This window comes from Asaia sp. BMEF1 (assembly GCF_051628905.1).
Taxonomy (GTDB): Bacteria; Pseudomonadota; Alphaproteobacteria; order Acetobacterales; family Acetobacteraceae; genus Asaia.
This window is the reverse complement of the sequence record NZ_CP157575.1, coordinates 602278-615663: the sequence shown is the minus strand read 5'-3', so window position 1 is coordinate 615663 and position 13386 is coordinate 602278. Positions and strand designations below refer to the sequence as shown.

The window sequence follows — 13386 nt, the reverse complement described above, 5'->3', positions numbered from 1 at the left end:
CAAGACCGGCAGGTGAGCACGAAAGAAGAGAGTAAATGAACGGCCTTGTGCGTCGCGCGAAGATATTTGCGACCAGAGCCCACGCCTCTATCGGGCATAAGCGCAAATATAATGGGCAGGATTATATCGTCCATCCCGAGGCGGTTGCGCTGATCGTGGCGACCGCTGGCGGTCGGCCCGAGGCTGTGGCGGCGGCCTGGCTTCATGACGTCGTCGAGGACACGCCCGTAACTCAGGCTGAGATCAATTCTGTTTTTGGCCCCGATGTCGGGAGCCTTGTCGAAATGCTGACCGATATCAGCCGCCCCGAAGACGGCAATCGCGAAGCGCGCAAGGCGATTGATCGCGCACACTCCGCGCGCGCCAGCGCCGAGGGGCAGACGATCAAACTGGCAGATCTGCTGGATAATGCCCGCTCGATCATTCGTCACGACAAGGATTTTGCCATCACATTCCTGCGAGAGATGAAGCAACTCGTGCCACTTCTGACCAAGGGGGATCGCAGGCTTCATCGCGAACTTGGCGAGGTTCTGGACGGGTGGGAGAAATCGCGGCCATGACGCCCGTTATTCGCATGGTTGCGGGCTCGCATCTCTACGGCACCGACACAGCGGCGTCGGATACAGATCTCAAATCGGTATTCCTGCCCTCAGCACGCGATATCCTGCTGCAATCCTGTCAGGATGTTGTGGTGACGCAGCGTGAGAAGCTTCACGGCGAACGTAATCAGGCGGGCGATGTCGATGAAACAGGCTTTGCGCTGCATCGCTTTCTCGATTTTCTAGGGCAGGGCCAGATCGTCGCACTCGATATGGTCTTCACGCCCCCCGAATTCTGGTTGGGGGTGGTCCATCCGGTCTGGCATCGCATCGTAGAGTCCCGTCTCTCGCTGATTGGGCTGAGTGCGGCGAGCTTTCTTGGTTATTGCCGTGCCCATGCTGAGCGCAACGGTGCACGTGGCGCGCGACTGGCAGAATTGACGCAGATGGCGCGCTTTATAAGGGAAGAGCGCGTTTCCCACGGGGGTGTTGGTCGTCTGGAAGATATCGAGGCAAGGCTGCGCGGCTTCATTGCCTCCTCGAATTTTGTTCATACTAAAATCGTCTTGATCGATCAGCCGGGTCCAGATGGGGGAGTGGCGCATCTGAGTTGCGCCGGGCGCAAGACGCCTTTCAGGACGAAGCTGGGCGATGTGGAGGCGCTTCTGGCTCATGCTGCCGCGAGTTACGGTGCCCGTGCCAAAGCATCCAGCAAGGGTTCAGACGGAAAAGCACTTAGTCACGCCTTACGCGTGGGCTACCAGACCCAGGAATTGTTGAGCACGGGCCATATCACCTTCCCCCGCCCGGAGGCGGCGCATCTGCGGGCGATTAAATGTGGGGAACTGAACGACGACAGTGTGAAGGAAGAAATCGACCTCTTGATGCAAAAGATCGAGGCTCTCGCATCGTCGTCGAAAATGGTGGGTGCCGAGCATGATAAGGCTTTTCGAGATGAAATAATCATGGACTGCTATAAAGAAAAACTATTCAAGTAATAAAAGTTCCACTATTTTCATATAAGTATAAACTTATGTATTCCATTGTCTCATAAATCCGGCGAAGAATGTGGGGCATGGTTCTGGTTGAGGTGATATTTGGAAATAAGCTGATCCCTGGAAGTAGATGCGTCATGAAGACCCGTGACGGCCATAGATGCGGGAATTTTCAAGAAAAGATAAGGTAGGATTTGTAGAATACTTGCTAAATGGGGCGGCAACATCCAGCGGAATCTTACTGATGAGGGATCTATTTCCCAATCATGGTCAATTTTTCCGGTTCATCGGCCCCGGCGAGAGAGCGATAGAACTTGAGGTTCCAAACGCTCATGGTATCTGGGTCATTCAAAACGATCAGAGAGTGACGTTTTCCGAAGTGTGAGGCGGAGGGCCGGGTTACGTCGGTTTGCGATCCTCGCATGGCAAGATGCGGCATAGCCGCGTCTCTCTTGCCGTCTTGCCTTCCAGTTCCATCGTTGTCGGCAGGGTAGCTGAAATCAGGATTTCAATGCCGTCCTTTGGCGCATAAGGGCGTCCCGGATCGGCCATCCAGACTTCCATACTCTGCGCACAGCGACGCAGCCACGGGATGATGCGGTCAGCCATCTGCTGATTATAGCAGACGTCACCGCAGAGCAGCAGGTCGATGGCGGGTATCGTGCCGATCTGGTCGCCGATGAGCGGGGTCACGCTCAGCCCGTTCAGTGAGGCGTTGAGTTGCGCGGCGTGCAGCGCGAGCGGGTCGATGTCGTTGACCAGCACCTCGCTCGCACCAGCCTTGGCGCAGGCAATTCCGGCGAGACCGCCGCCACAGGCGAAATCGAGCACTCGCTTGCCGCGCACGCTTTCAGGATGGTCGAGAACCCATCGTGCCAGAAGCTGGCTGCCCGGCCAGGCGAAGGCCCAGAAGGGGGGCTCGATATTCAGCTCGGCGAGATGCGCTTCGGTGGCTTGCCAGATCGGCGTGATTTCCGTTGCCAGATGAAGGCGCAGTTCCGAGACGAGAGGCGCTGTCTCGATGGCGGTCTGGCTGGCGATGAAAGCAGCAGGGTCTTTCATACAAATTCGCGCCCGAGAATGAGGGCGAGGGCGAGGATAAGCCCGAAAGGCACGTTCTGACGAAACAGCTTCAGGCAGAGCGCTGGGTTGTGGATGTCGAGCCGCGTAACCTGCGTTAGCAGGATGAGGCAGGCAAGAGCCGCAATCGGCCAGGCAAGCCAGTGCAGATGACCCAGAGCCATGGCGGCAGCGAAAAGCAGGATCGCCCCGCCATAGCAGCTTGCGATGAAGCCCCGAGCCTTGGCAGCCCAGAGACGCGAGGTGGAGCGGACGCCGATACGGGCATCGTCATCCATGTCCTGAAACCCATAGATCGTGTCGAAGCCGAGCTGCCACACGATCGTGCCCGCATAGAGCAGGGCGCAGACCCAATCGACTCGTTCTGCACTCGCGGCATAGCCCATGGGCGCGCCGAAGCCGAAAGTGAAACCCATGACAAGTTGTGGCCACCAGGTGACACGCTTGGCTGCCGGGTAGAGCCCGACCAGCAGCAAGGCGAGGGGGGCGAGCGCCCAGCAGATGAGCGGCAGCTGGAAGAGCACCAGAGCGCCGATCATCAGCAACGCTGCCAGAACAGCGAGCGCCTGTTTGACCGAAAGGCGCCCGCTTGCCAGAGGGCGCCCTGCCGTGCGGGCAACCTGCGCGTCGATCTTCCGATCCCAGATATCGTTTACGACGCACCCGGCGGAGCGCATCGCCAGAGAGCCGATCGCGAAAAGAAGGATCAGCGCCGCTCGGCGCAGAGGCGTTGCACCCTGGGCCAGTTCGATGCCCCAGATTCCGGGCAGAAGAAGCAGCCATGTGCCGACAGGCCTGTCCAGACGGGCCAGCAGCATATAGGGCCGTAATCCTTCAGGCAGACGGGCAACCCAGCCATGCGCGCGTATATCGGTATGGGCTGCGGCCTGGCGCATCATTCGGGTCTCCATGTCGTCATGACGGTTCATTGCGTCTATGAAGGACAGACGTCAATCACGCATCAAGAGGGTCTCATGCAGGACGCGCCCCGGCTTTATCTCGATCTGCCTTTTCCCCCACAGGGCGAGGGGGTCGTGCTCGACGCCGATCAGATGCGCTATCTGGCCACCGTGCTGCGCCTGCAAAATGGCGATATCCTGCATGTCTTCAATGAAGTGGCGGGAGAATGGGAAGCGCGTCTGGAAATCCAGCGCAAGGACAGGGGACTGGCGATGCTGGCCGCTCAGGTCAGACCTCCCGAACCAACGGTCGGGCCGGTGCTGGTTTTCGCCCCGCTCAAGCGCGATGCGACCGATCTCGTTCTGCGTATGGGAACAGAGATGGGCGTGACGCGATTCTGTCCCGTCATCACCGAGCGGACCAATACCCACAGGATCAATGCCGAGCGTTTTCGCGCCATCGCCATAGAGGCGGCAGAGCAATGCGAGCGCCTCGATATTCCCCAGATCGACCCGCTCAGGCCTCTGCCGCAGCTGCTGACTGAATGGGAGGTCGACCGTCCGCTCTTTGCCGCGCTGGAACGACATGAGTGTGCGAACGTTGCGCAGTTGCCGGGCGAATATGCGCTTCTCATTGGGCCGGAGGGGGGGTTTTCAGAAACAGAGCGCCGTCTGTTGAACAAGCATGACGCGATTATTCCGATTTCGCTCGGAAAACGCATTCTTCGGGCAGATACGGCAGTTGTTGCAGGTCTTGCCCAGTTGGCGTTTCGCACTTCGCAGTCCATATAGGACGAAACTCATCAGTTTCTTTTTCCAGAAATCCCCTGAGGCTCCAGTAACGCCCATGTCCAATCCAGGTGACCTGAACGACACGCCCATCGAGAGCAAGGCTCAGCTCGTCACGCTTCTTGCCGATGGCGCGAAGCCGCAAGCTTCCTGGCGTATCGGCACCGAGCACGAGAAATTCGGCTTTGTTCTGCCTGACGATCAATCCGGGCGTGAGGCCTATAGCCCGCCTGCCTACACACCGGACGGCATCGAATCGCTGCTGCATCGCTTCAAGGGCGATGGAAGTGCATGGGAGTCGATCGAGGACCACGGCAAGCTTATCGGCCTGAAGGGGCAGGGCGCCCATAAAGGGGAATCGGTGTCGCTCGAACCGGCAGGTCAGTTCGAGCTTTCAGGCCGCCCGACAGCCGATCTGCACGAGACCAAAGCCGAGATGGACGGGCATTTTGCGGATCTGCGCGCGCCTGCAAAGGCGCTCGGGCTCGGTTTCGCGCCTCTCGGCTTCCAGCCTCTCTGGTCGCGTGACGCCATGCCGCTCATGCCCAAAAGCCGCTACGCCATCATGCGCCGTTACATGCCACAGGTGGGGACGCTCGGTCTCGATATGATGACACGCACCTGCACGGTGCAGGTCAATCTCGATTTCGGCTCCGAAGACGACATGGCGCGCAAGATGCGCGTTTCGCTGGCGCTTCAGCCTATAGCCACCGCCCTGTTTGCAAACTCGCCCTTTTACGAGGGCAAGCCCAATGGATTGCTCTCGAACCGGGCGCATGTCTGGACCGATACCGATAACGCGCGCTCGGGCATGCCAGCCTGCTGTTTCGAAGACGGTTTCGGGTTCGAACAGTATGTCGACTGGGCGCTCGATGTGCCGATGTATTTCGTCATGCGCGATGGCGAGATACGCGACGTAGCCGGGGCGTCGTTTCGTGACTGGCTTGCCGGCAAGGCGCAGCCGGCATTGGCCGGGTTGACGCCTACGATGGGCGATTTCGAAGATCACCTTACGACCGCTTTCCCCGATGTCAGGCTCAAGCAGTTCCTAGAAATGCGCGGTGCCGATGCCGGTAGTCCGGCGATGATGCTGGCGCAATCGGCTCTCTGGGTCGGGCTGCTCTATGATCCGGCGACCCTCGCCGCAGCGGAGGCGCTGGTGCGCGAGCAGGATTGGGCAAGCTATCGCGCCCTGCGCGCCGCAGTGCCGGAAAAAGCCATGGATGCCGCCTTCCCCGGTGGGCTGCGCGCCCTCGCGAAGCGGGTGATCGCGCTGGCTGAGCAGGGGCTGGTTGCGCGAAAGCTCGGTGAGGAAATCTATCTGGCCCCGCTTAAGGCCATCGCCGATGGTGCGAAGACCCAGGCCGAGCATTGGCTCGCGCGCTACCATGGGGATTGGCAGGGCGATGTCCGATTTATTTTCAACGAAGCTGCTATCTGACGGATCGGCCATGACTTTGCGCTCTGCCTGCCTGCTCACCGGTCTGGCCGGTCTTCTTCTCACGCCGATGCCGGTCATGGCACAGGCCAAGCCTGTCGTGCTGCGACCGGCCGATGCGGGCTGGATCGCCCGCGTTCAGGATGCGCTGAACGGCATTCATGCCATAAAGGCGCGTTTTCAGCAGATTGCGCCGGATGGTGGTCGCTCGACGGGCACGGCCTGGCTGGATCGTCCAGGGCGCATGCGTTTCGATTATGACAAGCCAAGCCCGCTACTGCTCGTCGCCAATCAGGGGCAGATCGTCTATCAGGATCGCGAACTGGGCCAGGTCACGACCCTGCCGCTCGACCGTACGCCGCTCGGCCTGTTGCTGCGCCCTGATCTGCGTCTGTCGGGAGATGTGACCGTCACCGGGTTCCAGCACGACAAGGGGCTGGTTCAGGTCACTCTCGTGCGCACGGCAACGCCCTCGGAGGGCAGTCTGACGCTCATCTTCGCCGACACGCCGCTGACGTTGCGCTCATGGGTGGTGAAGGACGCACAGGGACGCGAGACGCAGATCGATCTTTTCGATGTGGCTTCCAATCCCAGCCTGCCGGACTCGCTTTTCGTCCTGCCCAAAGAGCAGGACTGACCGCGCCTTTCTCGGCTTGACGCCGGGTGACAGTTTATTCCTTCCCGAGTTCAAGGGCGCGGGCATAGACGACGCGCTTTGGCAGGTTGATGGCCCCGGCGACAAGGGCTGCGGCGTCCTTGACGGAATGTGTCTTCAGCGCCGAACGCAGGCGTGAATCCAGATCCTCTTCCGAAGGGGCTGAGTCGCCTTCGAAAGGCCCCACCAGAACGGTAATTTCGCCACGTGGCGCGGTCTGGGTGAAATGGGTCTGGAGTTCGGTCAGCGTGCCGCGTCTGACTTCTTCGAAACGCTTGGTGAGTTCGCGTGCAACCGCTGCCTGACGGTCGGCACCGAACACGGCGATCAGATCCTCGATCATATCCAGCAGCCGGTGGGGCGCCTCATACCAGATGAGGGTCGCACTGAATCCTGCCTGCTCTGCGGCGCGTAATACGGCAAACTGGCTACGTCGAGCCGAAGATCGCGATGCGGCGAAACCGCTGAAAAGATAGGGGTGAGGTGGCAGGCCCGATAGCGTAAGCGCGAGCGTTGCCGCATTCGGGCCGGGTACCGCGCCAACGTTCAGCCCTTCGGCTATGGCGGCGCGGGCCAGTCGAAAGCCCGGATCGGATACCAGAGGCGTTCCCGCATCGGAGACCAGCGCCATTCTCGCTCCCGATTGCAGCCGACTAAGCAGGCCGGGAATGCGGCCCTCTTCATTATGATCGTGAAGAATTTGTGTCGGTGTGGAAACATTATAGGTTTTGAGCAGTTTCGCTGTTACCCGCGTGTCTTCGCAGAGAATGACATCTGCCGCGTTCAGCGTGGCGATGGCGCGGGCGCTGATATCGCCCAGATTGCCGATGGGCGTTGCGACCAGTGTGAGGCTACCTGCCGCAAGGGTCGCAGAACTGGAGGAAGTGTCATAAGCATGCTGCGGACCATCAAGGGTCGAATCGTCAACAGGAGTATGGGTGCAAGATGGTAAGTCGGACATTCGGTCCCCGTCAGCGCGTGGTTTCCTTCACATCGCTCAGGTCGGCCTCTGCATGCAAGGTTTGCGCACTGGCCGGTGTCGCGCTGCTCGCCCTGAATGCCTGTAGCGGGCCAGAGACGGCCCCTCCCATCAGTGCGCCCTCTGGCGCGGCTAAGCAGGATACAAACAAGAAGATCGGTCTGCTGCTGCCGCTCACGGGGCGTTTCGGCAAGCTTGGCCAGCAGATGGCCAATGCCGCTCATATCGCTGTGCCCGAAGGTCATGGTGTGACCCTCGATATTCGCGATACCGACGCTCAGGGGCAGACGGCTGAAGGCGCTGCCCGCGCGGCGATCGATCAAGGCGATATGGTCGTTCTCGGGCCGCTCACCGCGCCGCAGACGGCGGCGGTGGCCGCTATCACGCAGCCCGCGAATATTCCCGAATTTGCCTATACCAGCGATCAGGCGCAGGCCAGGCCGGGTGTGTGGGTCATGGGCGTGACGGTTGAGCAGCAGATCGAGCGTCTCGTCGATGCCGCAGCACAGGAAGGCCGCAAGACCTTCGCCGCTTTTCTTCCCGATAATGCGCTCGGTCATGCGCTCGGTGACGCGCTTCTCAAAGCCTGTACGGCAAAGGGACTGGCCGCACCGCAGATCGTCTTTCACACCGATGTTCCCGATTCGATCACGGGCGGGCTGAAGACGCTCGCCAATTTGCAATTCCGTCAGGGGCAGGTGACGCAGCAGGCTGACGCTGCAAAGCAGGAAGAGCCTGACGCGGTCAATCCGCTCGGTGCGGCAGAGGCTCCTGTCTCGCCATCGACGCCAACCCGCCCGGCCATGACGCCTGCAACCCCCGGTGGTGCACCCCCTCAGGCAGCCCCGGGACCGATCGCTCTGCCACCGCCGCCTTTCGACGCGCTTTTGCTCGGAGACACTGGCCTGCAACTGGCGACTGTCATCGACGGGCTCAAACAGGCTTCTGTCGATCCGCACCAGACGCGCATTCTCGGACCGGCTCTATGGAGTGCCTTTGCAGCGAAGCTCGGCGCTTTGCAGGGCGGCTGGTTCGCGGCTCCCGATCCGTCATCGCGTACCGATTTCGTTCAGCGCTATCGCAGCCGTTACGGCTACGCGCCGTCGGTGCTGGCCAACGTAGCCTATGACACGGCGACCATGGCGGCCGTGCTTAGTCAGAATCCCGATGGGTTCTCGCAGAAATCACTTCTCAGACCTGACGGGTTCGCAGGATCGGACGGTACTTTCGTGCTTCAGCCCGACGGGACTGTGTCCCGTGGGCTTGCGGTGTTCGAAATCCTGCCGGGCGGGGGGGTGAAGATGGCCTCTGCTGCGCCGAGAAGACTGCTGCGCAACGCGCCCTGACAGTCTCAGGGCCTTCATCGCCATCTCATCGCCCCTGATATCAATTGGGGGCGATAAGCGAGGCTGCTCAGGCTGCAGCGATCGACTTAAGCGGGAGCACAGGGCGCACCGTATGCAGGGCGAGCTCTAGGCTGGCATAAACGCCCAGCTCATGCTCGCGAATATGGTCGATCAACACCCAGCGCAGACCGCGTGGCTTGATCATATAGGCAGGGTCGGCATTTTCGCGAACCCAGATCAGGATATGGGCCACGGCTTCATCGCGCCCTTCGAAACACTCGGTTTCGATATCGGCGTCGCACAGCCCCATGGCCAAACCGGCTTGCAACCACTGCGAAAGATACTCGCGATGACGGGGCAAGACGCTGAAGCGCAGCGGAATCACATTGCTGAGAGGTGCTGGAGTTTCGTTCTTGGGAAACGGCAGCGTCTGGGCCATACGTTGCGTCCTCATTTCTGGTGCAGTCATGAGGCTAGACGGCAAAAGCTGCCGGTCTCAACGTAAAATTACATCCAACGCACATTTTTTGTCATGAGAAAGAAGCAGTGTTGCATAAAAGCAATGGTTTGTTTCGCCCGCGCGCAAATTGGGTAATCGAAATCAATACTGTCTTTTTTGCCGATATATTTCGTATTCTTCCTTAAATTACGGCAATAAAGAGAGGATTTTGTCTCTGCAAGAGTTATCGCGCGCGCAAAGGATACTTATAGATATAAGTCTGCTTGGGTTCAACGCGGTTTTCTCGCGTAGAGTTCTTTGGGCCATCTGCGATGCAGCCATAGCCAGCATCCGGGTATTTCCCTGATCCAGTTTTCCAGACAGTCATTCAATCGCTGTGTCAGTGACCCGATCTCATCTTGCCTTGACATGGACCGGCCGGGCAGCAGGACAGGTCCGACCTCCAGATGGAGACGCGCAGGGCCGAGCCTGATGATTCGCCCGGTCACGATCGGGTAGTCGTATTTTACCGCGAAGGTAGCCGCAGCTGAGGCTGTCATGGCAGGCAGGTTGAAAAACCGGCACTCGATGCCGTCATTCATTTTCTGGTCGCCGAGAATCCCCAGATGCCCGCCTTGCGCAAGGTGGCGCAGAGCAAGCCTCGCGCCTTTTGCTCCTTTGGCAAACATCGGCACGTCTGCCCCCATGGCGCGCGAGCGCAATCCTATGATCAGCTTGTCGATCAGGGGGTTGCTTGCCGCGCGATAGAAAGAGGCAAAGGGCAGCCCATGGCGTGCGACGACAGGCGGTAGCATCTCCCAGTTTCCGATATGTCCGGAGAAGAAAATGACTGGTCTTTCCGCCTGCGCCATTTCTTCCAGGATATGGGCATTACTGACGCTCCAGCCCGGCCCTGTCGTCGTATCCTGCTTCAGCCGGGCCAGATGGGGAAATTCGGCGACGGTGCGACCGAGATTGTCCCAGACATCGACAATGATCTGCGCGCGTTCAGCCTGCGTCTTTTTCGGTAGGGCGAGAGCAAGATTGGCATTGGCCAGGCGCGAGACCGGCAGGCGAGGGCCTATCTTTCGGGCGACCCAGCCTCCCAGATTGGAGGCAGTCGCGGGACCGAGGCAGGAAAGCCCTGCGAGAAAAAGGCGCGCTACGACATATTCGGCACGATGCAGCAGGGTAACGACAGGTTTTTCGCTCATTGGGCGGCTCTACACATTCGCCATTAGCAGGTCCAGCAGCCTCTCGGGTGCTCCGGGATCGGCCCAGAGCAGTTCGACATCGATCACGACGACATCGTCGCGCAGCCAGTCGGGCAGCTTGACCCAGTCCTTTCTCGTGGTCACCAGAACCGCGCCGGGCTGGTGCGACAGCACAGAAAGGCGCCGACAGTCGCGCTCGCTGTAGTCATGATGATCGTCAAAAGCGATCATGCGCATGGGAGCGGCACCGGCATCGGTGAGCATGTCGAAAAACTTGGCAGGGCGCCCGATGCCCGCGAAAGCGATGACCTGCTTGCCCTGTAATCGCCTTATCGCGGCCGAGGGAATCAGCTTTGCAGCAAGGTATGGCAGGTGAGGGGGCAGGCGTGCCGCGAGCGCTGTGTCGTCTCGCCCGATGAGTACGACAGCATCTGCCCGCTCCAGGCCTTTGGAGGCAGGCTCGCGCAGGGGTCCGGCGGGCAGCGTACGCCCATTGCCCAGACCCGTGCTGCCATCGATCGTAATCAGTCTAAGCGTCTGGCGGAGTGTGAGATTCTGAAGACCGTCATCCATGACCAGACAGGTCGCGCCCGATTCGGCGGCGAGCCGTGCTGTCTCCGCACGGTTGGCGCCGATCCAGACCGGGAATTGCTGGGCCAGCATGAACGGTTCATCGCCGACATCGCGTGCAGTGTGGTGGGCGATGTCGACGCGTAGCGGTCCTTGCAGTCGTCCGCCATAGCCGCGGCTCAGGATATGAGGCCTTTCGCCTCTGGCTTCGAGACGGCGGGCGAGGTCACGCACGAGGATGGTTTTGCCCGTGCCGCCAACGCTCAGATTACCGCAACATAAAACGGGCAGGGGAGAGACGGCAGGTGACACGCCAAGCTTTCGGAAATGCGCGAGCGCCCCAAGAACCAGGGACACAGGCATGAGGGCTTTGGCCTGCCAGCTCGGGTTCTGCTCTTTCCAGAATTGAGGGGGACCGAGTTTCACACGCACAGCGCGTCAATCCTATCGAGCAAGGCGGCGGGCACGGCCTCGTGTGAGGCGATCGCCGCCTGCGCCTGTCGGGCCTTGGCTTGCCATGCTGTCGGGTTATTCACCACTGCGTCGATCCATTCAGCCAGTTCTTTTTCACCCTTTATAGCCGTTACGAAGCCAGCGAGTTGCTCGTAGGCGGGGCGAAAATTGTCGTGGAATGGCCCTGTTGCCAGAACGACATCGAGCCGTACGGGCTCGAAAGGATTGTGCCCACCACCGGGCGGCAGAAGCGAATTGCCGATTAGGGCGCAATCCGCCAAGCTGTAAAACAGCCCCAGTTCGCCCAGCGTGTCGGCAATCCAGACCGGATCGGCTTCAGACGGTTTTTGTCCCATCGAGCGGCGCGGCGGAGCCGGGGCGATGAGGGCGGCAATCTGCCCCGCACGCACGGGGTGCCTCGGGGCGATGATCGTAAGGAGGTCTGGCAGGGTGCGTCGTGCCAAGGCAGCAGCGCGCAGAATGATGTCGTCCTCTCCCTCATGGGTAGAGGCCGCCAGAAAGACTGGTCTGTTTCCGATATGAGCCCGTAGCGCGCCGAGCTCTTCCCGATCGACCGCAGGCGGTGGCGCATTCTGTTTGAGGTCACCGAAGCACAATACATCGCGCACGCCCAGCGTCGCAAAATGACGCGCATCCTCTTCACCGCGGGCTGCGACAAAATCGAGGCGCTTGAAAAGCGGCGGTGCAAAACGTTTTATTTTTTGCCAGCGCTGCCACGAGCGCGTGGACAGGCGACCATTGAGAACGCCGACCGGAATGGCGCGTCGGGTACAAGCCAGAATGATACCGGGCCAAAGTTCGCTATCGGTCAGGAGCAGGGCAGAGGGGCGCCAGTGATCGAGAAAGCGCTTTGTCCAGAGTGGCACGTCATAGGGTATAAACTGATGGATCAGTCTTGATGCTGCAGGCCCCGCCTGACGCTGATAGCCAGCGATGACATCCGCGCCGCTGGTCGTCGCAGTGGTGACCAGAAAGCGATGCGCCGGGTGACGGGCCGCCAGTGCGTCGATCAGGGGCAGGATCGAATGCGTCTCGCCAACACTTGCCGCGTGGAGCCAGAGAAGCGAGCCGCCGGGGCGCGGTAGCCGGGTGCGACCGCGCCTCTCTGGCAGGCGGTCGAGCCGTTCCTTGCCTCGCCTGAGTCGTATCAGCGACATGGCGCGCAGTCCCGGGAGCAGGGCCATGCCCAGCGCCATCCACAGACGATCGGCGAGCCCGGCGCGGCCCAGAGCAAGACTGTTTTCCGCACGGGTTGAGAGCGTCTTCAGCCTTGTAGCGATTTCATCGCCCGTCATCGGATGGGTGCAGGGCGCCCCGTAAAGCAGATAGCCACGCCCGAAAGGCACCGGCACGCGCAGTCTGTCCCAGCTCGGCAGGGTGAAGCCCGTGCAGGCGGCGCCGATGGGAACCAGAGGTTTGCCCGTGAGGCGCATCAGAGTCTCGGTGCCTGCCTGTACGGTCTCTGCCGGTCCGCGTGGTCCGTCTGGCGTAATCATGAAAATTGCGCCGTTCCTGAGAGCGGTAAACGCCTCGCGCAGCGCCCTGCTGCCGCCCTTGTTCTTGCCGTTGCGGTCGCTCGACCCTTCGATGCTCGCAATATTCCACGGGGCGATGAGATCGCTGATAAAGCGCCCATCGCGGTTACGGCTGATCATGACCGTGATCGGCAATTCCGGTTTCTGCTGATGCGCCCAGCGGCACATGGCCGGCAGCATCAGAAGCGTGCGGTGCCACGCCGCTGTGATGCACCCGTCGGTCGGGCGCTCGGGTGTCTGCAAAAGCGAAGAGAAGGAGTCCGGCGCGCCGGTGATAGTCCAGCGCGTCGTGCGCATCGTCAGGCCGACATAAAAGCGCGCCATGACGAGAAGAGAACGGCCCGCCGCGCGTTTCAGGCTGAGGCGATTCATTCGGCGTCTGAAAGGAAAGCGCGCATAGCGCGGCGGTAGCATGTCCGACGCGCTATGGCAAA

The 13386-nt window shown here is 60.6% G+C and carries 13 protein-coding genes; 6 read left to right on the top strand and 7 right to left on the bottom strand.

Annotation, left to right across the window (positions count from 1 at the left end; translation table 11 throughout):
- The first annotated feature begins 35 nt into the window (after positions 1-35).
- Together ABHV46_RS02680 and ABHV46_RS02675 are read left to right on the top strand one after the other, a co-directional pair.
- The gene (locus ABHV46_RS02680) at positions 36-560 is read left to right on the top strand and encodes an HD domain-containing protein (protein WP_438382595.1); all 525 of its coding nucleotides are present in this window, start codon (positions 36-38) and stop codon (positions 558-560) included.
- Positions 557-1537: a DNA polymerase beta superfamily protein gene (locus ABHV46_RS02675; protein WP_438382594.1), complete on the top strand. Its 981-nt coding sequence runs from the start codon at positions 557-559 to the stop codon at positions 1535-1537. Before ABHV46_RS02680 ends, ABHV46_RS02675 begins: the two co-directional genes overlap by 4 nt.
- Before the next feature lie 396 nt (positions 1538-1933).
- On the opposite strand, the gene ABHV46_RS02670 is transcribed toward ABHV46_RS02675, so the two are convergent.
- Positions 1934-2596 (bottom strand): class I SAM-dependent methyltransferase, encoded by a 663-nt coding sequence (locus tag ABHV46_RS02670; protein ID WP_438382593.1) that lies wholly within the window; start codon positions 2594-2596, stop codon positions 1934-1936.
- Positions 2593-3510 (bottom strand): 4-hydroxybenzoate octaprenyltransferase, encoded by a 918-nt coding sequence (ubiA, locus tag ABHV46_RS02665; RefSeq protein ID WP_438384190.1) that lies wholly within the window; start codon positions 3508-3510, stop codon positions 2593-2595. The genes ABHV46_RS02670 and ubiA overlap by 4 nt, the downstream gene beginning before the upstream one ends.
- A gap of 78 nt (positions 3511-3588) precedes the next feature.
- Between ubiA and ABHV46_RS02660 the strand changes: the two genes are divergently transcribed.
- The 3 genes from ABHV46_RS02660 to ABHV46_RS02650 are packed head-to-tail and all read left to right on the top strand — an operon-like array spanning position 3589 to position 6377.
- The gene (locus ABHV46_RS02660) at positions 3589-4305 is read left to right on the top strand and encodes a 16S rRNA (uracil(1498)-N(3))-methyltransferase (protein ID WP_438382592.1); all 717 of its coding nucleotides are present in this window, start codon (positions 3589-3591) and stop codon (positions 4303-4305) included.
- A gap of 55 nt (positions 4306-4360) precedes the next feature.
- Positions 4361-5743 carry a glutamate--cysteine ligase gene (locus tag ABHV46_RS02655; protein ID WP_438382591.1) on the top strand — a complete coding sequence of 461 codons (1383 nt, stop codon included), beginning with the start codon at positions 4361-4363 and terminating at the stop codon, positions 5741-5743.
- A 10-nt stretch (positions 5744-5753) separates the two neighbouring features.
- Positions 5754-6377: a LolA family protein gene (locus tag ABHV46_RS02650; RefSeq protein WP_438382590.1), complete on the top strand. Its 624-nt coding sequence runs from the start codon at positions 5754-5756 to the stop codon at positions 6375-6377.
- Between the two features lie 34 nt (positions 6378-6411).
- Here the strand turns inward: ABHV46_RS02650 and rsmI are convergent, their stop codons facing one another.
- Entirely contained in the window at positions 6412-7356 is a 945-nt protein-coding gene (rsmI, locus tag ABHV46_RS02645) for a 16S rRNA (cytidine(1402)-2'-O)-methyltransferase (protein WP_438382589.1), read from the bottom strand.
- Between rsmI and ABHV46_RS02640 the strand changes: the two genes are divergently transcribed.
- Positions 7341-8720, top strand: a complete 1380-nt coding sequence (locus ABHV46_RS02640) for a penicillin-binding protein activator (RefSeq protein ID WP_438382588.1) — start codon at positions 7341-7343, stop codon at positions 8718-8720. The two genes, rsmI and ABHV46_RS02640, sit on opposite strands and share 16 nt — an antisense overlap.
- Before the next feature lie 67 nt (positions 8721-8787).
- On the opposite strand, the gene ABHV46_RS02635 is transcribed toward ABHV46_RS02640, so the two are convergent.
- The 4 genes from ABHV46_RS02635 to ABHV46_RS02620 form a co-directional block, all read right to left on the bottom strand.
- Entirely contained in the window at positions 8788-9159 is a 372-nt protein-coding gene (locus tag ABHV46_RS02635) for a hypothetical protein (RefSeq protein ID WP_336945194.1), read from the bottom strand.
- 290 nt (positions 9160-9449) lie between these two features.
- Positions 9450-10373, bottom strand: a complete 924-nt coding sequence (locus ABHV46_RS02630) for an LpxL/LpxP family acyltransferase (RefSeq protein WP_438382587.1) — start codon at positions 10371-10373, stop codon at positions 9450-9452.
- A 9-nt stretch (positions 10374-10382) separates the two neighbouring features.
- Positions 10383-11306, bottom strand: coding sequence for a tetraacyldisaccharide 4'-kinase (lpxK, locus tag ABHV46_RS02625; protein ID WP_438384188.1), 924 nt, complete (start codon positions 11304-11306; stop codon positions 10383-10385).
- Positions 11307-11365: 59 nt separating this feature from the next.
- Positions 11366-13324, bottom strand: coding sequence for a glycosyltransferase N-terminal domain-containing protein (locus tag ABHV46_RS02620; protein ID WP_438382586.1), 1959 nt, complete (start codon positions 13322-13324; stop codon positions 11366-11368).
- Positions 13325-13386 lie beyond the last annotated feature (62 nt).

Excerpts from the sequence above, each read along its gene's own strand:
- ubiA (WP_438384190.1), bottom strand. The coding sequence starts at position 3,510 with ATGCGCCAGGCCGCAGCCCATACCGATATACGCGCGCATGGCTGGGTT.
- ABHV46_RS02675 (WP_438382594.1), top strand. The coding sequence starts at position 557 with ATGACGCCCGTTATTCGCATGGTTGCGGGCTCGCATCTCTACGGCACC.
- ABHV46_RS02650 (WP_438382590.1), top strand. The coding sequence starts at position 5,754 with ATGACTTTGCGCTCTGCCTGCCTGCTCACCGGTCTGGCCGGTCTTCTT.
- ABHV46_RS02620 (WP_438382586.1), bottom strand. The coding sequence starts at position 13,324 with ATGAATCGCCTCAGCCTGAAACGCGCGGCGGGCCGTTCTCTTCTCGTC.
- ABHV46_RS02655 (WP_438382591.1), top strand. The coding sequence starts at position 4,361 with ATGTCCAATCCAGGTGACCTGAACGACACGCCCATCGAGAGCAAGGCT.
- rsmI (WP_438382589.1), bottom strand. The coding sequence starts at position 7,356 with ATGTCCGACTTACCATCTTGCACCCATACTCCTGTTGACGATTCGACC.
- ABHV46_RS02660 (WP_438382592.1), top strand. The coding sequence starts at position 3,589 with ATGCAGGACGCGCCCCGGCTTTATCTCGATCTGCCTTTTCCCCCACAG.
- ABHV46_RS02680 (WP_438382595.1), top strand. The coding sequence starts at position 36 with ATGAACGGCCTTGTGCGTCGCGCGAAGATATTTGCGACCAGAGCCCAC.
- ABHV46_RS02670 (WP_438382593.1), bottom strand. The coding sequence starts at position 2,596 with ATGAAAGACCCTGCTGCTTTCATCGCCAGCCAGACCGCCATCGAGACA.
- ABHV46_RS02630 (WP_438382587.1), bottom strand. The coding sequence starts at position 10,373 with ATGAGCGAAAAACCTGTCGTTACCCTGCTGCATCGTGCCGAATATGTC.
- ABHV46_RS02635 (WP_336945194.1), bottom strand. The coding sequence starts at position 9,159 with ATGGCCCAGACGCTGCCGTTTCCCAAGAACGAAACTCCAGCACCTCTC.
- lpxK (WP_438384188.1), bottom strand. The coding sequence starts at position 11,306 with ATGCCTGTGTCCCTGGTTCTTGGGGCGCTCGCGCATTTCCGAAAGCTT.
- ABHV46_RS02640 (WP_438382588.1), top strand. The coding sequence starts at position 7,341 with ATGGTAAGTCGGACATTCGGTCCCCGTCAGCGCGTGGTTTCCTTCACA.